A 20,839-nucleotide genomic window follows, 5' to 3' on the forward strand; every position below is an offset into this window, starting at 1 on the left:
ATGGCTCGCTCCGTTTGGAAGGGTCCGTTCGTGGACCTCCACCTGCTCAAGAAGGCGCAGACCGCGCAGGAGCAGGGCACCCGCGCCGGTCCGATCAAGACCTGGTCGCGCCGCTCGACGATCCTGCCGGATTTCGTCGGCCTGACGTTCAACGTCTACAATGGCCGCAAGTTCGTGCCGGTCTCGGTCAACGAGGACATGGTTGGCATGAAGCTCGGCGAGTTCGCGCCGACCCGGTACTTCCCGGGCCACGCCGCCGACAAGAAGGGTAAGCGCTAATGTCGAAGCCCCAGGCTCCCCGCAAGGTCGGTGACAAGGAAGCCCTTGCCGTCGCCACGCAGATCCGCGGTTCGGCCCAGAAGCTGAACCTCGTCGCCGGTCTCATCCGCGGCAAGAAGGCCGAGGACGCGCTGAACATCCTTCAGTTCTCGACCAAGGCGATGGCAGTGGACGCCCGCAAGGTTCTCGCCTCGGCGATCGCCAACGCGGAAAACAACCATAACCTCGACGTCGACGCGCTCGTCGTCGCCGAGGCTTCGGTCGGCAAGTCGATCACGATGAAGCGCTTCGCGACCCGCGGCCGTGGCAAGTCCACCCGCATCCTGAAGCCGTTCAGCCGTCTTCGCATCGTCGTCCGCGAGCAGGAAGAAGCATAATGGGTCACAAGAGCAACCCGATCGGCCTCCGCCTCCAGGTCAACCGTACCTGGGACAGCCGCTGGTTCGCCGAAGGCGCCGATTACGGCCGCCTTCTCATGGAGGACCTCAAGATCCGCAAGTACATCCTCGAGACGCTGCCCCAGGCCGCAATCTCGAAGGTGGTGATCGAGCGTCCGGCCAAGCTGTGCCGCGTTTCGATCTACGCTGCCCGTCCCGGTGTCATCATCGGCAAGAAGGGCTCGGACATCGAGAAGCTGCGCAAGACGCTGTCCTCGATGACCTCGAGCGACGTGAGCCTGAACATCGTCGAGATCCGCAAGCCGGAAGTCGACGCCAAGCTCGTCGCCCAGGGCATCGCTGACCAGCTCGAGCGTCGTATCGCCTTCCGCCGCGCCATGAAGCGTGCGGTGCAGTCGGCCATGCGCCTCGGTGCCGAAGGCATCCGGATCAACTGCGGTGGCCGTCTCGGCGGCGCCGAGATCGCCCGTTCGGAATGGTATCGCGAAGGTCGCGTTCCGCTGCACACGCTGCGCGCGAACATCGATCACGCCACTGCCGAAGCGCACACCGCCTATGGCGTCTGCGGCGTGAAGGTGTGGATCTTCAAGGGCGAGATCCTCGGCCACGATCCGATGGCGACCGATCGCCTCAACCTGGAGTCGCAGACGACGGGCGTTCGCCCGGCGCGCGACGACCACCGTCGCTAAGGGTAGGACAGAACAATGCTGCAACCGAAGCGCACCAAGTTCCGCAAGGCCTTCAAGGGCCGCATCCATGGCGACGCCAAGGGTGGCACTGCGCTGAACTTCGGGTCGTATGGCCTGAAGGCGATGGAGCCGGAGCGGATCACCGCCCGCCAGATCGAAGCGGCTCGCCGCGCGATCACCCGTCACATCAAGCGCCAGGGCCGTCTCTGGATCCGCATCTTCCCGGACGTCCCCGTGTCGTCCAAGCCCGCCGAAGTCCGCATGGGCTCGGGCAAGGGTTCGCCGGAGTTCTGGGTCGCCCGCGTCAAGCCGGGCCGCATCCTGTTCGAGCTGGACGGCGTGCCGGGTCCGCTCGCTGCTGAAGCTTTCGAGCGCGCGGCGATGAAGCTGCCGATCAAGGTCAAGGTCGTGGCTCGCCTCGGCGATACCTCGCACCTGGAGGGTTGATAGAATGACCAAGGCTACCGATCTTCGTGCGAAGACCGAAGACCAGCTGAGCGAAGAGCTCGGCAACCTGAAGCGCGAGGCGTTCAACCTCCGCTTCCAGGCCGCGACCAGCCAGCTCGAGAAGCCGAGCCGCGTTCGCGAGGTCCGTCGTGACATCGCCCGCATCAAGACGCTGCAGAACGAGCGCTCGCGCTCGGCTGCGAAGTAAGGAACGAGACCATGCCGAAGCGCGTGCTGACCGGGAACGTGGTTTCCGACAAGGGCGACAAGACGGTCGTCGTGCTCGTGGAGCGTAAGGTGAAGCACCCGCTCTACGGCAAGATCATCCGTCGCTCGAAGAAGTATCATGCCCATGACGAGGGCAACGAGTACAAGGCCGGCGAGACCGTGCGCATCGAAGAGACTGCGCCGATCTCCAAGCTGAAGACCTGGAAGGTGATCGAGCGGGTGAACACCCACGCGACCCCGACCAAGTCGGACGCCGCCGCCTAATCTTTTTAACTGGAACCCCCGGGCAGGTCCCGGAAGGCCAAACGAGAAGGAACCGGATCGATGATCCAGATGCAGTCCAATCTCGACGTCGCTGACAACAGCGGCGCGAAGCGGGTGCAGTGCATCAAGGTGCTGGGCGGATCGAAGCGTCGCTTCGCCTCCGTGGGCGACGTCATCGTCGTCAGCATCAAGGAAGCTGCTCCCCGCGGTAAGGTGAAGAAGGGTGACGTGCACCGCGCCGTCATCGTCCGCACCGCCAAGGACGTCCGCCGCGCCGATGGCTCGGTCATTCGCTTCGACGGCAATGCTGCCGTCCTGGTCAACAAGAACGAGGAGCCGATCGGCACCCGTATCTTTGGCCCGGTGGTCCGCGAGCTGCGCTCGAAGGGCTTCATGAAGATCATTTCGCTCGCCCCCGAGGTGCTGTGATGGCTGCTGCCAAGATCAAGAAGGGCGACCAGGTCGTCGTACTGTCCGGCAAGGACAAGGGCCGTACCGGCGAAGTCGTCAAGGCTCTCCCCAAGGAGGGCAAGGTTGTCGTGTCGGGCGTGAACGTCGCCGTGCGTCACCGCAAGCCGAGCCAGACCAACCCGCAGGGTGGCCTGGAGCGTTCGGAAGCGCCGCTGGCGGTCTCCAAGGTCGCGCACGTGACCAAGGACGGCAAGCCGACGCGCGTCCGCTTCGAGGAGCGTGACGGCAAGAAGGTTCGCGTCGCCGTCAAGACCGGGGAGGTCATCAATGGCTGATTCCTACACGCCGCGCATGCGCAAGCTCTATGACGAGACCATCGCCAAGGCGATGACCGAGAAGTTCGGTTACAAGAACGTCATGGAAGTGCCGAAGATCGAGAAGATCGTGCTCAACATGGGCGTCGGCGAAGCCACCCAGGACAAGAAGAAGGTCGATCAGGCCGCTTCTGAAATGGAGCTGATCGCGGGCCAGAAGCCGGTGATCACCAAGGCGAAGAAGTCGATCGCGCAGTTCAAGCTGCGCGAGGGCATGCCGATCGGCGCGAAGGTCACCCTTCGCCGCGAGCGCATGTACGAGTTCCTCGACCGCTTCATCACGATCGCGCTGCCGCGCGTTCGCGACTTCCGTGGCCTCAACCCGAAGTCGTTCGACGGCCGTGGCAACTATGCCTGCGGTCTCAAGGAGCAGCTGATCTTCCCGGAAATCAGCTACGATAAGGTCGACAAGATCCGCGGCATGGACGTGATCGTGACCACCACCGCGAAGACCGACGAGGAAGCTCGCGAGCTTCTCCGTCTCTTCGGTTTCCCGTTCCCGCAGGATGCGGACGGCGAAGCCAAGGCCGCGTAAAGGAAAGAGAACTTAAGTCATGGCGAAACTGAGTTCCGTGAATAAGAACGAGCGTCGCAAGCTGCTGGTGAAGAAGTACGCCGGCAAGTATGCGAAGCTGAAGGCGATCGCGAATGACGAGAGCCTCGATGAGACCGAGCGTCTCATCGCGCGTCTCAAGATGGCCGAGCTGCCGCGCAACGGCAACCCGACCCGCATTCGCAACCGGTGCGAGCTCACCGGTCGCCCCCGCGGTTACTACCGCAAGTTCCGTCTCGCTCGTGTGATGCTGCGTGATCTGGCCAACAAGGGCCTCATCCCCGGCGTTACCAAGTCGAGCTGGTAAGGATCACGAAGATGGCAGTGACCGATCCCCTGGGTGATATGCTCACCCGCATCCGCAACGGCCAGCGCGCCCGCAAGGACTCTGTCCTTACGCCGGCGAGCAAGCTGCGTGCGCGCGTTCTCGATGTGCTCCAGCGCGAAGGCTACATCCGTGGCTACAGCGAAGAGCAGATGGGCCCCGCAGCGGGCATCCGCATCGAGCTGAAGTATTTCGAGGGCCAGCCGGCGATCAAGCACGTCGCGCGCATCTCGAAGCCGGGCCGCCGCGTCTACTCGGGCAGCCAGGAGCTTCCCCGCGTTCGCAACGGCCTGGGCATCACGATCGTCTCGACGCCTCGCGGCGTTCTCTCGGACGCGGAAGCGCGCGAGCAGAATGTCGGCGGCGAAGTGCTGGCGGAGGTGTTCTAATGAGCCGCATCGGTAAGAAGCCGGTCACCATCCCCGCTGGCGTCACCGCCACGCTGGACGGCGACCAGGTCTCGGTGAAGGGCCCCAAGGGCACTCTGTCGATCCCGAAGGCTGATCTGATCAGCTATGAGCTCGTCGAAGGCGGCATCTCGGTGCAGCCGGCGAACGACACCAAGCGCGCCCGTGCCTTCTGGGGCATGCAGCGTACCCTGGTGCAGAACCTCGTCACCGGCGTGACCACCGGCTTCTCGAAGAAGCTGCTGATCACCGGCGTCGGTTACCGTGCGGCTGCGCAGGGCAAGGTGCTCAAGCTCCAGCTCGGCTATTCGCACGACGTGAACATCGACGTGCCGGAAGGCATCGAGATCAAGACCCCGGACCAGACCACGGTCGAGATCTCGGGCATCGACAAGCAGAAGGTCGGCCAGATTGCGGCCGAGATTCGCCGCTGGCGGAAGCCTGAGCCGTACAAGGGCAAGGGCATCAAGTACGACGGCGAGTTCATCTTCCGTAAGGAAGGGAAGAAGAAGTGATCAGCACCAAGGGTCTCTCGCTTTTCGCGAAGCGTCGTCGCCGCAACCGTACTGCGCTTCGTGCGCGTGCCGGTGGTCGTCCGCGTCTTTCGATCCATCGCTCGGGCAAGCATATCTATGCCCAGGTGATCGACGATGCCGCCGGCAAGACCGTCGCGGCTGCCTCCACCCTCGACAAGGACGTGCGCGGCAAGACCGGCGCGACCATCGAGGCCGCGCAGGACGTCGGCAAGCGTGTTGCCGAGGCTGCCAAGGCAGCCGGCATCACCCAGGTCGTGTTCGACCGTGGTGGCTTCCTCTATCATGGCCGCGTCAAGGCGCTGGCCGATGCCGCTCGTGAGAGCGGGCTGGAGTTCTGAGAATGGCTGACGAAAACAACCAGGCGCCCGCAGAGGGCGCGGGCTTCGAAGCCCAGGACGCCGGTGCCGGTGCTCCCCAGGAGCAGCAGGGCCGTGGCCGCGGCCGTGGCCGTGGCGGCCCCGGTGGCGGTGGTGATCGTGGCCGTGGCGGTCGTGACGGCAACCGCGGTCGTCGCGACGACCGTCGTGGCCAGAACGCCGAGGACGGTGGCGAGGAGCTGATCGAGAAGCTGGTTCACATCAACCGCGTCTCGAAGACCGTCAAGGGCGGCAAGCGCTTCGGCTTCGCGGCGCTGGTCGTCGTGGGCGACGGCAAGGGCCGTGTCGGCTTCGGTCATGGCAAGGCGCGCGAAGTGCCGGAAGCCATCTCGAAGGCGACCGCTTCGGCGAAGAAGAAGATGCTGCGCGTTCCGCTCAAGGAAGGCCGCACGCTGCACCATGACGGTGCTGGCCACTTCGGTGCCGGCCGCGTCTATGTGCGCTCGGCGCCGCAGGGTACCGGCATCATCGCCGGCGGTCCGATGCGCGCCGTGTTCGAATCGCTGGGTGTTGCCGATGTGGTGACCAAGTCGGTCGGCACTTCGAATCCCTACAACATGATCCGCGCCACCTTCGAAGCGCTCGGCGAGCAGACCTCGCCGAAGAGCGTTGCGCAGCGCCGCGGCAAGAAGATCGCCGACCTGCTCGGCCGCGGCGGTTCGCAGACCGCCGAGGCGGACGCTGCGGCTATCGCGGAGTAATCGATCATGGCGAAGATCAAGATCCAGCAGATCGGTTCGCCGATCCGCCGCACCAAGGATCAGCGCGCGACGCTGATCGGCCTGGGCCTCAACAAGATGCACAAGGTCAGCGAGCTCGAGGACAGCCCGGAAGTCCGTGGCATGATCCGCAAGCTGCCGCACATGGTGAAGGTGCTCGAGGGCTAAGCCCTTCGCGCATCTCGCAGCAAAATCGGGAAGGGGCGGTAGGCAACTACCGCCCCTTTTCCTTTGTGTGCCCAAGGGCACGGCTTGCCGCCTCGGAGGGGCGGGTTAGGGTTGTCGGATGAAGCCCTTTCTGCTGGCGGCTCTGGGAAGCCTGTTGTGGCTGATCTTCCTCGCAGCGGGGATGCGCGAGTTGTTCAGCTACGGCCTCTACGTCCGTGCGGTATTGGACCAGGGCGTGGTCGCGCTGCTGGTTGTTCCCCTGTTACTGATCGCGGGCACCGTTGCCCTCGGGCATCGTGCGATCAGGGGCAATGTTCCGGCGCGCGTGATCTTGGCCTCGACCCTGGTCGCTGCCTTTGGGTTCATGCTTTGCCTGAGTGCCCTCTTACGCGGGGCATGATTAGGCCTCAGGCAACCGCCATCAGCGTCGGATCCCTCGGTACCGTGAAGCAGATCATCGCGCCGCGGGTCAGGTTCTCCGCCTTGAACTCGCCGCCATGCACTTCGATGATGCTGCGGCAGATCGACAGGCCGATGCCCAGGCCCTTGTCGGCCTTGGTCGAGATGAAAGGCATGTTGAACTTGCCGAACACCGCGTCGGGGATGCCGGGGCCGGTATCCTCCACGCAGATGCGCAGGAATTCGTCCGAGGCGACCGCGCAGCTGATCCGGATCGCGCGCTGCTCGGGCGGAAGCGAGGCCATGGCTTCCTCGGCATTGCGGATCAGGTTGACCAGGACCTGCTGGATCTGGACCCGGTCGATCAGCGCCCGCGCGGCGGGCTGGGCGCTGGAGTAGGTGATCCGCGCCGAAGGGGCGACCTTGGCCCCGCGTGCCAGCTCGATGGCATCGTTGATCACATCGTCGATCGCTTCGATGCGCAGGTCGGCGCTGCCCTTGGCCAGATAGTCGCGGATGCGGCGGATGATGTCCCCGGCGCGGGTGATCTGGCTGCGTGCCTGGCGGACCTGGAGCAGCGCCGCCTCGCGGCTGCCGTCGCCCTTCAGCATCAGCTCGCCGACCGAGAGGAAGTTCGATGCGGCGGCCAGGGGCTGGTTGAGCTCATGCGCCAGCCCGCCGGCCATCTCGCTCAGCGACGAGACCCGCGCGCTGTGGGCGAACTCGTCGCGGATCACGTCGAAACGGCGTCGCGCCTGCTGCTGCTTGAGGACGTGGCGGAAATAGAGCGCGAGCAGCGCCCCGACGACCAGGGTCAGCGCGCTGACCAGCACCAGGAACCAGCGGGCGCGCTGCTGTGCCGGGCCGAGGATATCATGCTCGCCAATGCCCGAGGTGACGAAGATCGGGTAGCTGGCCAGCCGCTGGTGGCTGAACAGCCGGCGCTTGCCGTCGATCGCGCTTGGACCCCAATATTCGCCATCGGGGTGGGCCATCTGCTGCCGCATCACCTCCTTGCCCTTGAGGTCCTGGCCCCAGCTGACGGTTTCGCCCTCACGGCGTGCCAGCGTCATGCCGCGCAGCGAGATGATCGAGATCAGGTCGTCGGGCCGGTAGCGCAGGCCGGCGTTGAAATCGACGAACCGGTCCGTCGGGATATCGACCGCCACGGCGCCGGCGAACGCCCCCTTCGCATCGCGCCACGAACGGGCGATCAGCAGCACGGCCCCCTTGGAATTGAGCGCTTCGCTGGGATTGGAGATCGCGCGGGCGATGCCTGGGGCCGCCAGCAACTCGCGAAACACCCGCTTGTCCTTCACGTTGATCGGGCCGGTAGGCTTGGTGGTGAAGCGGATATTGCCGTCGCGATCGGCGATCTCCGCGCCGGTGATCATCGGGCGGAAATAGCTGGGCAGGGTGATCAGGTTGGGCCGGGTGCTGTCGCCCTGGTCGATCCGGCCGCCATAGCGCTCGCCGAGATACTCGGTGGCCAGGTCCGCCAGTTCGAGCGTGCGCCGAACATATTGCTCGAATGCGACGACGCGGCTGCGATTCTCCCGGGAGGCGGACTGGATGGCGGTGGCCGCGTCCTCGCGAATCTGCCAGATGACCGCGATCCACGAGATGATGACGAAGGACAGGGCGGCCGCCACCACGATCCGTGCGGCGGGCTGACGCAAAATGGCCCAGAAACTCTTCATCGCCTGCACCGTGATCTGCCGGCCGGATGGGCGGCAAGCCCGATTTCCTACGGCCCGGCCCCGATGCTGGCTAGTCCGGTGAAAACAGGGGTGACAAGTCCGGCCTGCGCCGCTATGGGCCCCGCTTCCTTTCAACGCGCGACAAAAGCGAAAGCGAGTGCATATCATGAAGCTTAACGAACTCACCGACAACCAGGGCGCCCGCCACCGCAAGATCCGCGTCGGCCGCGGCATCGGCTCGGGCAAGGGCAAGACCGGCGGCCGCGGCGTCAAGGGTCAGAAAAGCCGTGAGGGTGTCTCGATCAACGGGTTCGAGGGCGGTCAGATGCCGCTCCACATGCGCATCCCGAAGCGCGGCTTCAACAATATCTTCGCCAAGGACTATGCCGAGGTGAACCTGGGCGCGATCCAGAAGGCGATCGACTCGGGCAAGCTGACCGCGACCGACCTGACCCAGGCCGAGCTGAACGCGGCGGGCCTGACCCGTGGCGGCAAGGACGGCGTGCGCCTGCTCGGCAAGGGCGAGCTCAAGGCCAAGCTGAACTTCACCGTTGCCGGCGCGTCGAAGGGCGCGATCGAGGCGGTCCAGAAGGCCGGTGGCACCGTGACGATCCCCGAGATCGTGCCGGCCGCCGAGAAGGCCAAGGCCAAGTATCGCGTCGTGCAGAAGACGCGCGCCGCGGACAAGGAAGCCAAGAAGGCTGCCGCCAAGGCGTAAAACTGCTGCTCCCCGGCCGTCGCGCCGGGGCCCAGCATACGCCGTTCCGCAACTTGTCCCCAGCCTGTGGGCAGGGACAGATTGCCCAAAGGGTTGGACACCCTATATGAGCGGCGGAGGGCGGAAACGCTCATCCGCCGTTTCTGTTTCCGGGACCTAATACATTATGGCCTCCGCCTCCGATCAACTTGCTTCCAGCATCAACCTGGCGAAGTTCGCCAAGGCGACCGATCTCAAGAAGCGTCTGTGGTTCACCCTCGGCGCGCTGATCGTCTTCCGCATGCTGAGCTACGTGCCCCTGCCGGGCGTCGACCCCACCCAGCTCAACCTGCTCGCGCAGCAGACCCAGGGCGGCGTGCTCGACTTCTTCAACAACTTCACCGGCGGCGCGCTCAACCGCATGTCGATCGTCGCGCTCGGCGTGATGCCCTACATCACCGCCTCGATCGTGGTGCAGCTGGCGACGTCGCTGTCGCCGCAGCTCAACGCGATCAAGAAGGAAGGCGAGAGCGGCCGCAAGCGCCTCAACCAGTACACCCGCTACGGCACGGTGGCGCTGACCGCGGTGCAGGGCTATTTCATCGCCGTCGGCCTCGAGACCTTCGGTGCAAGCCAGGGGCTGCAGCCGGTCGTCGAACCGGGCTTCATCTTCCGCATCGGCGCGGTGGTCTCGCTGATCGGCGGCACCATGTTCCTGATGTGGATCGGTGAGCAGATCACCAATCGTGGCATCGGCAACGGCATCTCGCTGATCATCATGGCCGGCATCGTTGCCCGCCTGCCCACCACGCTTGTCCAGCTGTTCGAGAGCGGCCGCACCGGCTCGATCGATCCGCTGCGCCTGATCTTCATCATCGTCGGCGTTGCCGCGCTGGTGCTGTTCATCTGCTTCATGGAGCGTGCCCAGCGCCGCATCCTGATCCAGTATCCGAAGCGCCAGACCGCGCGCGGCGTCCAGGCCGAGCGCAGCCACCTGCCGCTCAAGCTGAACACCGCCGGCGTGATCCCGCCGATCTTCGCCTCGTCGCTGCTGCTGCTGCCGCTGACCGTCACCCAGTTCGCCGGCAACATGACCGCGGGCGAGAACTGGTGGAGCGACCTGATCATCAACCTGAACACCTGGCTGCGCCACGGCTCGCCGGTGTACATGACGCTCTACGGCCTCGGCATCGTCTTCTTCTCCTTCTTCTACACCGCCGTGGTGTTCAATCCGGAGGAGACCGCCGAGAACCTGAAGCGCTATGGCGGGTTCATCCCGGGCATCCGCCCCGGCAAGAACACCGAGCTGTACTTCGATTACGTGCTCACCCGCATCACCGTGATCGGCGCTGCCTATCTGACGATCATCTGCCTCGTTCCTGAAGCGGTGTTCTCGTCGATGAGCATTCCGTTCCTGATGGGCGGCACCAGCCTGCTCATCGTCGTCAACGTGACGATGGACACGGTGACGCAGATCCAGTCGCACCTGCTGGCGCACCAGTATGGCGATCTGATCAAGAAGGCGAAGCTCAAGGGTCGCGCGCGTTAAGCGCGACCCATACTGGCCGATACTGAGGGGATAGGCTTAGTGAATATCATCCTGTTGGGCCCGCCGGGAGCCGGCAAGGGCACCCAGGCGAAGCGGCTCGAGCAAGAGCGCGGCATGGTGCAGCTTTCCACTGGGGACATGCTGCGCGCCGCGGTCAAGGCGGGTTCGCCCGTCGGGCTCCAGGCCAAGGCCGTGATGGATGCCGGCGAACTGGTGTCGGACGCGATCGTCTCGGGGATCATCGGCGAGCGCCTCGACATGGAAGACACGCTGAACGGCGCGATCTTCGATGGCTATCCGCGCACCGCCGCCCAGGCGGAATCGCTCGACGCGCTGCTTTCGGAGCGTGGCCGCAAGCTCGATTTCGTGATCGAGCTCGAAGTGAACGAGGATGCGCTGGTCGAGCGTGTCGAGGGGCGCTTCACCTGCGCGAACTGCGGTGAGGGCTATCACGACAAGTTCAAGCTGCCCAAGGTCGAGGGCACTTGCGACGTGTGCGGTCATCACGAGTTCAAGCGCCGTCCGGACGACAATGCCGAGACCGTGCGCACCCGCATGGCCGAGTATCGCGCCAAGACCGCGCCGATCCTGCCCTTCTACGAGGCCAAGGGCCTGGTGCGGAAGGTCGACGGCATGGCCGACATCGCCGAGGTCGGCGCGCAGATCGACGCGATCCTCGACGCCAAGGCCTGAGTACCCCTCCGTGTGAGGGGCCGGGAATTGGAAAAGGCCGGGCATGATGCCCGGCCTTTTTCCGTTTCGGCCTAACTACTGGCAGTTCCCCGGCGAAGGCCGGGGCCCAGTCTCGGCGCAGTTGGTTAGGGCGGTCGGAGCTCTCGGCCGACATTGCAACTGGGCCCCGGCCTTCGCCGGGGAACTGAAGTCCAACCCATTGTAATATATTGTTGCCCTAACCCCTGCTTAAACCTGCAGTGACACGCTTCCCCTGCTCCGGCGGCCCGCCGGGTGGGGGATCGTAATCATGCCCAAGCGCGCCGCATTGAAGCTCGCCGGCCTTGCCGGACTGTCCGCGCTCGCCCGCCGCGCCACCGCGTCGCAGCTGCGCATCCTCTGCTATCACGGCCTGTGGCTGGCTCCCGGCGCCCCGCATGGCAATTGCCTGTTCATGACGCCCGCGCTGTTCGCCGATCGCATGGCCCGGCTCGCCCGCTCGGGGCGCCCGGTGTTGCCGCTCGGCGAGGCGGTCGAGCGGCTTGCGGCCAATCGCTTGCCGCCCGGCGCGGTGGTCCTCACGATCGACGATGGCTGGGCCTCCACCCACAGTCACATGCTGCCGGTGCTCGAGGCGCACCGCCTGCCGGCAACGCTCTACGCCACTACCTGGTATGCCGAGCGCGACCTGCCGGTGGTGAATGTCGCGGTCGACTATCTGGTCGCCGCCTCGGGCCGGACGGACCAGAACCGTGCCGCGACGATCCGTCGGATCGAGGCGCTGCCCGAGGCCGATCGGCTCGATGCGCTGCGTGCCTTTGGCCGGGCGCTGGGGGTAGGGGAGGCTTGGCTCGCCTGCCGCCAGTTCCACCTGATGGGACAGGACGCGCTGGCCGACGCGCATGCCCGCGGGCTCGACATCCAGCTCCACACCCACCGCCATATCGATGTCGCCGGGCGTATCGGGCAGCTGGTGCCCGAGATCGAGGCGAACCGCGCCGCGTTGGGCGCCGCCACCGGCGGGGCGGCCGCCGAGCATTTCTGCTATCCCAGCGGCACTTTTCACCCTTCGGCGCCCGCCCTGCTCGCGGCCAGCGGGGTCCGGTCGGCCACGCTGGTTTCCGAAGGGCTCAACGCGCCGGGGGCGAACCCCTATGCGCTGCGCCGGTTCGTCGATGCGCAGCATGTGCCGATGGCCAGCTTCCAGGCGTATCTGGACGGCACGCTGCATTATCTCTCGCTGGCGCGAACGCTTGCGGACCGGGTCGAAACCGGGATTCCGCGCCGTGTCGCCGCAGCTTCTGGAATACTGCTCTGCGCGCTATGATCGCCCCGCCACATCGTGGGAGGGGAACATGAAGGCTCATTCGCTCGTCGCCCTGGCACTCGTTGCTGCGTCGCCCGCTGCCGCCGAAGTCACGGCGTCCACCGAAACCAGCTTCACCGTCACCGAGAAGCTTACGGTCGCCGCGCCCGCCGCCAAGGTCTGGGCGACGCTGGTCGCGCCATCACTCTGGTGGAACAAGGATCACACCTGGTCGGGCAGCGCCGCGAACCTGTCGCTCGATCCGCGCCCCGGCGGCTGCTGGTGCGAGAAGCTGCCCAAGGGCGGTGGGGTCGAGCATATGCGGGTCGTCTATGCGGCGCCCGGCGAGATGCTGCGTCTGAGCGGCGGTCTCGGTCCGCTCCAGGCAATGCCGGCCAGCGCGGTGATGACGGTGACGCTGACGCCCGGGGCGGACGGCAAGTCGACGGCGGTCGTCTTCACCTACGCCGTGGCCGGTGCGCCCGGGCTTGGCCGGATCGCCGCGCCGGTGGACGGCGTCCTCGCGGGTCAGGTCGCCGGGCTGAAGGCTGCGGCGGAAAAATAGGGTGCCCGGCGTGCAAGCGACTTGCTGATCCCCGGCGAAGGCCGGGGGCCAGTCTCGGCGCGACCGGTGAGTCGCGCGAACCTCTCGAGCGACATTGCAACTCGGCGCCGGCCTTCGCCGGGGATCAGCTTTGGTCATGTGTGCTCCCGAGATCCCCAACATTACGGTTTTGTCATGCCCCGGTCACCGCCGGAGGCGGGGTCGGCGGCTATCAGGAGCCCATGGCCGGCAGCCCCCGCCGACCACGCATCAGAGGTAACCGCACACGGTTTCCCCGGTTGCTCTTCCCGGCCCGGCGGATCCGTCCCGTGATCTTCGCCGCGGCTCCGCTCCGGCGATTGCCCCTGTCGGACCAGGGCCTGCCGGGAAGAGCTTTCGGAAATCGTGCTGCGTATTGAAGTCGCCGATGCTGCCCTGGCATCGACGTCTCGGCCGGCGGACACCCCCTTGTTCGCCGGCCACCCTCTTGCCGGCAGCCCTTTGCGGGGGTGCGGAGGATGGAAGTGACCCACCAGATCCTGATCGTCGAGGATGATGCGGCCGCTGCCGAGCTGATTGCCAAGGGCCTCGGCGAGGCTGGTTTCGAAATCGAAATCTGCGTCGATGGCCATGCCGGCCTTGCCCGCGCCGGGCAGGGGCGTTTCGATCTCTGGATCTTCGATCGCATGCTTCCCGGCATCGACGGGCTGGCAATGCTCGATGCGCTGCGCCGCCAGGGCCTGCGCACTCCGGCAATCATGCTCTCCGCGCTCGGCACGGTCGACGACAAGGTCGGCGGCCTGGCCGCCGGCGCCGACGATTATCTGGCCAAGCCCTTTTCCTTTGCCGAGCTGCGCGCGCGCATCGCCGCGCTGCTGCGCCGCGCCGATCGTGCCGAATCGGATGCCAAGGCGACGCGGATCATCGTCGGCGATCTCGATATCGATCTGCTCAGTCGTACCGTGGTCCGCGCCGGTCGCCCGGTGCCGCTGGTCGCGCGCGAATTCCACCTGCTCGAGTATCTCGCCCGCCACGCCGGCGAGGTCGTCACCCGCACGATGATGCTCGAGCATGTGTGGAACTGCCGTTTCGATCCGGGCTCGAACGTCGTCGACGTCCATATCGGCCGCCTGCGCCGCAAGCTCGAGGAGAGCGAGCCGCCGATCCTCCACACGGTGCGCGGGGCGGGATATCGGCTCGCCGCGGTGTGAGTCCTGACCCCCCTCCCTGGAAGGGAGGGGAGGATTCTTCGCCTTGCAAAATAGGATTTCGCCTGCTCTCTGGAAGGAGAGGGGCGGCGCTTTGCGCGTATGCGTGGAGTATCAAGAGATTCAATGAATCGTTCAACCGCCCGGTTGAATATACCGGCCCGGAGGGGATCGAGTGGACTGCTTGGCGAGGGGGGCGGGATGGTGTATGAACCGCGTTCCGGCGAAAGCCTTTCCCGCAGCGCTTGACTCAGCGTGGGCGGACGCATATGTCGCGCATCTTCCGAAAGATCGGTATCACGGCGGCGCCTAGGCGTGTTCGTCGTGCCACTGCATTTCGGGAGTAAACGCTACGAGATGGGGTGTGAGCTGCCATGCGGCACCCCGTGGAGCTGGGAGAACAAATTCCATGGCACGTATTGCGGGTGTAAACATCCCGACCAACAAGCGCGTCGTTATCGCGCTGCAGTATATCCACGGCATTGGCGCGGCCAAGGCCAAGGAGATCACCGCCAAGCTGAACATCGCCGCCGAGCGCCGCGTCCAGGACCTTTCGGACCAGGAAGTGCTGCAGATCCGCGAAGCGATCGACGCCGGCTACACCGTGGAAGGCGATCTGCGTCGCCAGACCGCGATGAACATCAAGCGTCTGATGGACCTGGCCTGCTATCGCGGCCTCCGTCATCGTAAGGGCCTCCCGGTCCGTGGCCAGCGCACGCACACCAATGCGCGCACCCGCAAGGGCAAGGCCAAGCCGATCGCCGGCAAGAAGAAGTAAGGGAGGGCTCTAACAATGGCACGTGAACCGCAGCGCATTCGCCGTCGCGAACGCAAGAACATCACCGCCGGCGTCGCCCATGTGAACGCCAGCTTCAACAACACCATGATCACCATCACGGATGCTCAGGGCAACGCCATCTCGTGGTCGTCGGCCGGCATGATGGGCTTCAAGGGCTCGCGCAAGTCGACCCCGTACGCTGCCCAGGTCGCCGCCGAGGACGCAGGCCGCAAGGCTGCCGAGCACGGCGTGCGCACCCTCGAGGTGGAAGTGAAGGGTCCGGGTTCGGGCCGTGAGTCGGCGCTTCGTGCGCTGCAGGCGGTCGGCTTCCAGATCACGTCGATCCGTGACGTGACGCCGATCCCGCACAACGGCGTTCGTCCGTCGAAGCGTCGTCGCGTCTAAGCGGCAACCCTGCGTTCGCCGTGGGCCCAGGGGTGGGCCCGCGGCCTTTGCAGTATATTTCTGGCAGGCACACCCCAGCCTGCCCAACATGAGGAAAGCCCGTGTCGGTCAACGCTAAGAACTGGCAGGAACTCAAGAAGCCCAACGGCCTCGAGAAGAAGCCCGGTGGCGATCCCAAGCGCAAGTCGACCTTCGTAGCGGAGCCGCTGGAGCGTGGTTTCGGCCTGACGCTCGGCAACGCGCTGCGCCGCGTGCTGCTCTCTTCGCTGCAGGGTGCCGCGGTCACCTCGATCAAGATCGAGAACGTCCTCCACGAGTTCAGCTCGCTGGCAGGCGTGCGCGAGGACGTGACGGACATCGTCCTCAACGTGAAGCAGATCGCGCTCAAGATGCAGGGCGAAGGCCCGAAGCGCCTCCAGCTTTCGGCCACCGGCCCGGCTGAGGTGAAGGCCGGCGACATCGCCGTCTCGGGCGACATCGAGGTGATGAACCCCGATCTCGTCATCTGCCACCTCGACGACGGCGCGACGCTCAACATGGAGCTGACCGCCGACACCGGTAAGGGCTATGTCCCCGCCGCGTCGAACCGTCCGGCGGATGCTCCGATCGGCCTGATCCCGATCGACGCGCTGTACAGCCCGGTTCGCCAGGTTTCGTACAAGGTCGAGAACACCCGCGTCGGCCAGGAGCTCGACTACGACAAGCTCACGCTGTCGATCGAGACCGATGGCACGATCACCCCGGAAGACGCCGTGGCCTATGCCGCGCGCATCCTCCAGGACCAGCTGGCGCTGTTCGTCCACTTCGACGATTCGGCGATCACCCGCTCGGCTCCGATCGGCATGGCCGCTCCGGCTGCCGGCGGCGCTGCGGACACCGGTTCGGGCGACGCGTCGCAGATCAACCGTTACCTGCTGAAGAAGGTCGACGAGCTGGAGCTTTCGGTCCGCTCGGCCAACTGCCTCAAGAACGACAACATCATCTATATCGGCGATCTGGTCCAGAAGACCGAAGCCGAGATGCTGCGCACGCCGAACTTCGGCCGCAAGTCGCTCAACGAGATCAAGGAAGTCCTGTCGTCGATGGGTCTCCGTCTCGGCATGGAAATCCCGGGCTGGCCGCCTGAGAACATCGAAGAGATGGCCAAGAAGCTCGAGCAGGAAATCATGGGCTAAGGCCCGTTACTTCCTGAATAGACATCGGAAAGGGTCGCCCTTGTGGCGGCCCTTTTTGCTATTTGCTTCATTATCGTTGGATCTCCGCCCCGGCGCTGTTCCGGGCGCATGGCTTCTGATAGAAATGCGTGCCTGAATATGGGGGAGGGCTGAGCCGTGTTCGGTCAGGGCATTCGCCTGATTGCAGCAATCACCTTGCTGGCGTCCAGTGGTGCCGCGGCTGCGCAGGTGCGGGGCGAGACGGGGCGGGCTCTTCCCGGTGATCTTGTACGTGGTCTGCGGAATCTGCCCAATTGCGTGGGCTGCAACGCCAGCACCATCGGCGGTGGGACCCAGGGCTCTGCGCCGCTGCCGGCGTTGCCGCGGCCGACATTGTCCGCAGCCGGCCTTTGTGCGGCGCAGGGCCGTGAATGGGATCCCGTCACCGCTACGTGCAAGGTCCGGCGCTACTCCCTGACGCTCCGCAGAAAGTGATGCGCCGAACGCTCATCCCGTTTCTGCTGGCGTGCAGCGGCTGCACGCAGGTCGGGCAGGGAACCCAGGCCGATCTGCGCAATTCGAGCACGCCTGGCGCTTGTGCTGCAAGGGGAGGGGAATGGCTACCGGATCGACAAGTCTGCAGGCCAAGGCGGCCTTGACGGGAGTGAAGTGGCTCGGGCCTGCGCTGGCGTTGGCGATATCGTGTACCGCCACGATGCCGGTGCGTGCGCAAGAGGGCGAACCGCCGCCAGTGGTATCGAAGGAGGATGCAGAGCGCGCTCGCATCACGACAGCGCTCTATGCGGAGGATTTGCGGTATCGCCGGGCGCAGATCGACCAGGCGGTCAAGGAAGACCAGCACCGCATGTTTTCGTTCTACAAGCAGAGCGTGACCGATATCGTCATCGGCATCTTCGTGATGCTGACCGTCCTGAGCGGTATCTATATGAGTTATCTGCAATTCCGAAAGAGCGGGCCGACTGGAACCGGCAATGATGGGGGAGGTACCTCCGAAGCTGGCGGAGTTTCCGGGGAGAATCCCGTGGCCCCGGCTGGAATGAGCAGGCTGAAATTCGGCTTCGACGGGGTCGAGATCAGCTCGTCGATCATTGGGCTGTTCGTTCTCGTCGCCTCTATGTTCTTCTTCTATCTCTACATTGACCGGGTATATGAGATTAAGGTGCTGGCACCGGTCGGAGCGGCGAAGTCGACGAGCTAGCGACGGCCTTTTGCGGGCGGAGTTTCGTCCCCGCCCTTGACTCTCGGCCCCGAATCCGCTTTGGGCGCCCCTTCGCGAAATTCGCACACGGGTTTTGGGCGGTGGCCCGATTAGCACCGCCTGGCTTGGGGTACCTGAAACGGCCCCCAGACGAACTGAAGGAAGAAGACAATGCGTCATCGCGTTGGCGGCCGTAAGCTGCAGCGTACCTCGGCCCATCGTGCGGCCCTGTTCCGCAACCAGAGCGCCGCTCTGATCAAGCACGAGCAGATCACCACCACCCTCGCCAAGGCGAAGGAACTGCGCCCCTACGTCGAAAAGCTGATCACCCTCGCCAAGAAGGGTGGCCTGTCGAACCGTCGTCTGGCGCATGCCCGCCTGCTCGACGATGCGCAGCTGGTGAAGCTGTTCGACGTCCTGGCGTCGCGCTATGCCGACCGCAACGGCGGCTACACCCGCATCATCAAGACCGGCCCGCGCGCTTCGGACGCGTCGCCGATGGCGATCATCGAGTTCGTCGACCGCGACGTCTCGGCCAAGGGCCAGGACTCGGGTCCGGTCCTCGTCGACGACGACTTCGACGCCGTCGCCTGATCGGCCTCGATATCGAGATAGGGAAGGGCGGTCGCACCAAGTGCGGCCGCCCTTTTCGTTTCAGCCCCACAAGTTTTCCTGCACTCCTTCCGCAGGCGTTCCGATCCCCATATCCGGGGAATGAACAGGAACCATTCCCAATCCAACATGAGCGCCTGGCTTTCGGCCGGCATGGCGCTCGCGCCGGTGCTGGGCGCGCTGATCTGGGCCGTTTCGGAGACGTCGGTGGTCGGTTTCGCTTGAGCGATCGCGGCGGGGCGTTAGCCTAGGACGCATTCCCCCCAATCGGAGGTTCCCTTGCGCCGCGCTCTCATCCTGCCGTTGCTCCTTGCCACCCCCGCATTCGCCCAGACCCAGCCGGAGACCAAAGTGACCAAGCCTGCCTATCCCGAAACCCGCCGCGTCGATGTGGTGGAGGAACAGTTCGGGGTGAAGGTCGCCGATCCGTATCGCTGGCTCGAGAATGACGTGCGCAACGACAAGGAAGTCGCCGCATGGGTCGATGCCGAGAACAAGGTGACGGGCGCCTATCTCGCCACGCTGCCCGGGCGCGACTGGTTCAAGGCGCGGATCAAGCAGCTGTTCGACTATGAGCGGTTCGGCGCGCCGCAGAAGAAGGGCGGCCGCTATTTCTACATGCACAATAGCGGCCTGCAGAACCAGGCGGTGCTGTTCGTGCGCGATACGCTGGATGGCCAGGGCCGCGTGCTGATCGATCCCAATGGCTGGTCGAAGGATGGCGCCACGGCACTTTCCGAATGGGCGCCTTCGGACGATGGCAAGTATCTGCTCTACGCCGTGCAGGACGGCGGCACCGACTGGCGCTTCGCCAAGGTGCTCGATGTCGCCACCGGCAAGGAACTGCCCGACACCGTCCATGGCATGAAGTTCACGCTGAGCGCCTCCTGGGCGAAGGACGGCAGCGGCTTCTATTATTCGCGCTATCCGGATGTGGCCGCCGATGCCAAGTTCCAGGCGCTGAACGAGAACCACAAGGTCTATTTCCACAAGCTCGGCACGGCCGAGAGCGAGGACAGGCTGGTCTACGAGACGCCGGACCATCCCAAGTGGAGCCACTATGCCCAGGTAACCGATGACGGCCGCTGGATGGTGGTCACCACCAGCGAGGGCACCGATGATCGGTACCGGATCTCGCTGATCGACCTGAAGGATCCGGCGATGAAGCCGCGGGTGCTGATCCCCGCGCTGGAGAACAGCTGGGGTCTGGCCGGCAATATCGGCAGCAAGTTCTACTGGGTTACCAACAAGGGCGCCCCGAAGCACAAGATCGTGACGATGGACGTGGCTTCCGCCGACCTCGCCACCACCGATCTGGTCCCCGAGGACAAGGCGACGCTGGAAGGCGCCGCGATCGTCGGTGGCAAGCTGGTCACCAGCTATCTGGTCGACGCCAAGACCGAAGTGCGCCGTTTCACCCTGGACGGCAAGGCGCTGGGCGCGGTCAAGCTGCCGGGCGTCGGCACCGCATCGGGCTTTGGCGGCGAGCCGGACGATCCCGAGACTTTCTACGCCTTCACGAGCTTCAACGAGCCGACCACCATTTACCGCTACGACATGGCGACCGGCGCCAGCACGCCCTGGGCCCAGCCCAAGCTGCTGTTCAAGCCGGAGGACTATAAGGTAGAGCAGCGCTTCTTCGCGTCGAAGGACGGCACCAAGGTGCCGATGTTCATCGTCCGCAAGAAGACCACCACCGGCCCGGCGCCTACCCTGCTCTGGGGTTATGGCGGCTTCAACGTCTCGTACACGCCCAGCTTCTCCGCCTCGCGGATCGCCTGGATGGAGCAGGGCGGCGTGTTCGTCCTCGCCAACATCCGTGGCGGCGGCGAGTATGGCAAGGCGTGGCATGACGGCGGGCGCCTGGCGAACAAGCAGAACGTGTTCGACGATTTCATCGGCGCGGGCGAGTATCTCATCAAGGAAGGCATCACCGGCAAGAACCAGCTGGCGATCCAGGGCGGCTCGAACGGTGGGCTTCTGGTGGGCGCGGTGGTCAACCAGCGCCCCGACCTGTTCGCCGCGGCACTGCCGGCGGTGGGCGTGATGGACATGCTGCGCTTCGACCGGTTCACGGCCGGGCGCTACTGGGTCGATGATTATGGCTATCCGTCGAAGGAAGCCGATTTCAAGACGCTCTATGCCTATTCGCCGTACCACAATGTTAAGTCGGGCGTAGCCTATCCGGCGATCCTGGCGACCACGGCGGATACCGACGACCGCGTCGTGCCGGGGCACACGTTCAAGTACACGGCCGCGATCCAGCATGCGGATATCGGTGACAAGCCGCATCTCGTGCGCATCGAGACGCGCGCCGGCCACGGCGCCGGCAAGCCGACCGACAAGATCATCGAGGAAGCTTCCGACCTCTATGCCTTCACGGCCAAGTGGACCGGGCTGGAGATCAAGAGCAGGTAACCG

Annotated in this window: 29 protein-coding genes; 28 read left to right on the forward strand and 1 reads right to left on the reverse strand. The window is 65.1% G+C overall.

The window, feature by feature from the left end:
- The 16 genes from rpsS (at nucleotide 1) to AAHM44_RS11800 (ending at nucleotide 6,575) form a co-directional block, all read left to right on the forward strand.
- On the forward strand, nucleotides 1–279 hold the full coding sequence (gene rpsS / locus AAHM44_RS11725; RefSeq protein ID WP_269574425.1) for a 30S ribosomal protein S19: 279 nt from the start codon (nucleotides 1–3) through the stop codon (nucleotides 277–279).
- Nucleotides 279–656: a 50S ribosomal protein L22 gene (rplV, locus tag AAHM44_RS11730; protein ID WP_184169872.1), complete on the forward strand. Its 378-nt coding sequence runs from the start codon at nucleotides 279–281 to the stop codon at nucleotides 654–656. The genes rpsS and rplV overlap by 1 nt, the downstream gene beginning before the upstream one ends.
- Nucleotides 656–1,366 carry a 30S ribosomal protein S3 gene (rpsC, locus tag AAHM44_RS11735; protein ID WP_269574426.1) on the forward strand — a complete coding sequence of 237 codons (711 nt, stop codon included), beginning with the start codon at nucleotides 656–658 and terminating at the stop codon, nucleotides 1,364–1,366. The genes rplV and rpsC overlap by 1 nt, the downstream gene beginning before the upstream one ends.
- A 15-nt stretch (nucleotides 1,367–1,381) precedes the next feature.
- Nucleotides 1,382–1,813 carry a 50S ribosomal protein L16 gene (gene rplP, locus AAHM44_RS11740; RefSeq protein ID WP_086128647.1) on the forward strand — a complete coding sequence of 144 codons (432 nt, stop codon included), beginning with the start codon at nucleotides 1,382–1,384 and terminating at the stop codon, nucleotides 1,811–1,813.
- A gap of 4 nt (nucleotides 1,814–1,817) precedes the next feature.
- Nucleotides 1,818–2,021: a 50S ribosomal protein L29 gene (gene rpmC, locus AAHM44_RS11745; RefSeq protein WP_086128648.1), complete on the forward strand. Its 204-nt coding sequence runs from the start codon at nucleotides 1,818–1,820 to the stop codon at nucleotides 2,019–2,021.
- 11 nt (nucleotides 2,022–2,032) lie between these two features.
- The gene (gene rpsQ, locus AAHM44_RS11750; RefSeq protein WP_086128649.1) at nucleotides 2,033–2,305 is read left to right on the forward strand and encodes a 30S ribosomal protein S17; all 273 of its coding nucleotides are present in this window, start codon (nucleotides 2,033–2,035) and stop codon (nucleotides 2,303–2,305) included.
- A 60-nt stretch (nucleotides 2,306–2,365) separates the two neighbouring features.
- Nucleotides 2,366–2,734, forward strand: coding sequence for a 50S ribosomal protein L14 (gene rplN / locus AAHM44_RS11755; RefSeq protein ID WP_086128650.1), 369 nt, complete (start codon nucleotides 2,366–2,368; stop codon nucleotides 2,732–2,734).
- Nucleotides 2,734–3,051, forward strand: a complete 318-nt coding sequence (gene rplX / locus AAHM44_RS11760) for a 50S ribosomal protein L24 (protein ID WP_269574427.1) — start codon at nucleotides 2,734–2,736, stop codon at nucleotides 3,049–3,051. The genes rplN and rplX overlap by 1 nt, the downstream gene beginning before the upstream one ends.
- The gene (rplE, locus tag AAHM44_RS11765) at nucleotides 3,044–3,625 is read left to right on the forward strand and encodes a 50S ribosomal protein L5 (protein ID WP_184169864.1); all 582 of its coding nucleotides are present in this window, start codon (nucleotides 3,044–3,046) and stop codon (nucleotides 3,623–3,625) included. Before rplX ends, rplE begins: the two co-directional genes overlap by 8 nt.
- 19 nt (nucleotides 3,626–3,644) lie before the next feature.
- A complete protein-coding gene (gene rpsN / locus AAHM44_RS11770; RefSeq protein WP_137861460.1) occupies nucleotides 3,645–3,950 on the forward strand; it encodes a 30S ribosomal protein S14 in 306 nt (101 codons plus the stop codon).
- A gap of 11 nt (nucleotides 3,951–3,961) precedes the next feature.
- Nucleotides 3,962–4,357: a 30S ribosomal protein S8 gene (gene rpsH / locus AAHM44_RS11775; protein WP_086128654.1), complete on the forward strand. Its 396-nt coding sequence runs from the start codon at nucleotides 3,962–3,964 to the stop codon at nucleotides 4,355–4,357.
- On the forward strand, nucleotides 4,357–4,890 hold the full coding sequence (gene rplF, locus AAHM44_RS11780) for a 50S ribosomal protein L6 (protein ID WP_184169861.1): 534 nt from the start codon (nucleotides 4,357–4,359) through the stop codon (nucleotides 4,888–4,890). Before rpsH ends, rplF begins: the two co-directional genes overlap by 1 nt.
- Nucleotides 4,890–5,249 carry a 50S ribosomal protein L18 gene (rplR, locus tag AAHM44_RS11785; protein ID WP_184170695.1) on the forward strand — a complete coding sequence of 120 codons (360 nt, stop codon included), beginning with the start codon at nucleotides 4,890–4,892 and terminating at the stop codon, nucleotides 5,247–5,249. Before rplF ends, rplR begins: the two co-directional genes overlap by 1 nt.
- Before the next feature lie 2 nt (nucleotides 5,250–5,251).
- Nucleotides 5,252–5,989, forward strand: a complete 738-nt coding sequence (rpsE, locus tag AAHM44_RS11790) for a 30S ribosomal protein S5 (RefSeq protein ID WP_269574428.1) — start codon at nucleotides 5,252–5,254, stop codon at nucleotides 5,987–5,989.
- A 6-nt stretch (nucleotides 5,990–5,995) separates the two neighbouring features.
- Nucleotides 5,996–6,175, forward strand: coding sequence for a 50S ribosomal protein L30 (gene rpmD, locus AAHM44_RS11795; protein ID WP_044333362.1), 180 nt, complete (start codon nucleotides 5,996–5,998; stop codon nucleotides 6,173–6,175).
- A gap of 118 nt (nucleotides 6,176–6,293) precedes the next feature.
- Nucleotides 6,294–6,575: a hypothetical protein gene (locus tag AAHM44_RS11800; protein ID WP_342250085.1), complete on the forward strand. Its 282-nt coding sequence runs from the start codon at nucleotides 6,294–6,296 to the stop codon at nucleotides 6,573–6,575.
- Between the two features lie 7 nt (nucleotides 6,576–6,582).
- Here AAHM44_RS11800 and AAHM44_RS11805 read toward each other — a convergent pair whose 3' ends face one another.
- The gene (locus AAHM44_RS11805; RefSeq protein ID WP_269574430.1) at nucleotides 6,583–8,274 is read right to left on the reverse strand and encodes an ATP-binding protein; all 1,692 of its coding nucleotides are present in this window, start codon (nucleotides 8,272–8,274) and stop codon (nucleotides 6,583–6,585) included.
- 166 nt (nucleotides 8,275–8,440) lie between these two features.
- Here AAHM44_RS11805 and rplO point away from each other — a divergent pair, with 166 nt between their 5' ends.
- The 12 genes from rplO (at nucleotide 8,441) to AAHM44_RS11865 (ending at nucleotide 20,836) form a co-directional block, all read left to right on the forward strand.
- Nucleotides 8,441–8,992: a 50S ribosomal protein L15 gene (gene rplO, locus AAHM44_RS11810; RefSeq protein WP_184169849.1), complete on the forward strand. Its 552-nt coding sequence runs from the start codon at nucleotides 8,441–8,443 to the stop codon at nucleotides 8,990–8,992.
- A gap of 166 nt (nucleotides 8,993–9,158) precedes the next feature.
- Nucleotides 9,159–10,520, forward strand: coding sequence for a preprotein translocase subunit SecY (secY, locus tag AAHM44_RS11815; protein WP_184169846.1), 1,362 nt, complete (start codon nucleotides 9,159–9,161; stop codon nucleotides 10,518–10,520).
- Nucleotides 10,521–10,559: 39 nt separating this feature from the next.
- Nucleotides 10,560–11,213, forward strand: coding sequence for an adenylate kinase (locus AAHM44_RS11820; RefSeq protein ID WP_269574431.1), 654 nt, complete (start codon nucleotides 10,560–10,562; stop codon nucleotides 11,211–11,213).
- A 289-nt stretch (nucleotides 11,214–11,502) separates the two neighbouring features.
- Nucleotides 11,503–12,519: a polysaccharide deacetylase family protein gene (locus tag AAHM44_RS11825; RefSeq protein ID WP_342250086.1), complete on the forward strand. Its 1,017-nt coding sequence runs from the start codon at nucleotides 11,503–11,505 to the stop codon at nucleotides 12,517–12,519.
- Nucleotides 12,520–12,547: 28 nt separating this feature from the next.
- Complete coding sequence (locus AAHM44_RS11830; RefSeq protein WP_342250087.1) at nucleotides 12,548–13,063, forward strand: SRPBCC family protein; 516 nt, start codon at nucleotides 12,548–12,550, stop codon at nucleotides 13,061–13,063.
- Between the two features lie 503 nt (nucleotides 13,064–13,566).
- The gene (locus AAHM44_RS11835; protein WP_342250088.1) at nucleotides 13,567–14,253 is read left to right on the forward strand and encodes a response regulator transcription factor; all 687 of its coding nucleotides are present in this window, start codon (nucleotides 13,567–13,569) and stop codon (nucleotides 14,251–14,253) included.
- 406 nt (nucleotides 14,254–14,659) lie between these two features.
- Nucleotides 14,660–15,028, forward strand: coding sequence for a 30S ribosomal protein S13 (gene rpsM / locus AAHM44_RS11840; protein WP_184169832.1), 369 nt, complete (start codon nucleotides 14,660–14,662; stop codon nucleotides 15,026–15,028).
- 15 nt (nucleotides 15,029–15,043) lie between these two features.
- Nucleotides 15,044–15,433 (forward strand): 30S ribosomal protein S11, encoded by a 390-nt coding sequence (rpsK, locus tag AAHM44_RS11845; protein WP_010545745.1) that lies wholly within the window; start codon nucleotides 15,044–15,046, stop codon nucleotides 15,431–15,433.
- Between the two features lie 101 nt (nucleotides 15,434–15,534).
- The gene (locus AAHM44_RS11850) at nucleotides 15,535–16,608 is read left to right on the forward strand and encodes a DNA-directed RNA polymerase subunit alpha (protein WP_184169829.1); all 1,074 of its coding nucleotides are present in this window, start codon (nucleotides 15,535–15,537) and stop codon (nucleotides 16,606–16,608) included.
- Between the two features lie 595 nt (nucleotides 16,609–17,203).
- Nucleotides 17,204–17,806 carry a hypothetical protein gene (locus AAHM44_RS11855; protein ID WP_342250089.1) on the forward strand — a complete coding sequence of 201 codons (603 nt, stop codon included), beginning with the start codon at nucleotides 17,204–17,206 and terminating at the stop codon, nucleotides 17,804–17,806.
- 171 nt (nucleotides 17,807–17,977) lie between these two features.
- Nucleotides 17,978–18,400, forward strand: coding sequence for a 50S ribosomal protein L17 (rplQ, locus tag AAHM44_RS11860; RefSeq protein WP_184169824.1), 423 nt, complete (start codon nucleotides 17,978–17,980; stop codon nucleotides 18,398–18,400).
- Nucleotides 18,401–18,697: 297 nt separating this feature from the next.
- Nucleotides 18,698–20,836, forward strand: coding sequence for a prolyl oligopeptidase family serine peptidase (locus AAHM44_RS11865; RefSeq protein ID WP_342250090.1), 2,139 nt, complete (start codon nucleotides 18,698–18,700; stop codon nucleotides 20,834–20,836).
- The last annotated feature ends 3 nt before the right edge of the window (nucleotides 20,837–20,839 follow it).

Origin of the sequence: Sphingomonas sp. OTU376 (genome assembly GCF_038440415.1) — a bacterium.
GTDB classification, from domain to species: Bacteria; Pseudomonadota; Alphaproteobacteria; order Sphingomonadales; family Sphingomonadaceae; genus Sphingomonas; species Sphingomonas kyeonggiensis_A.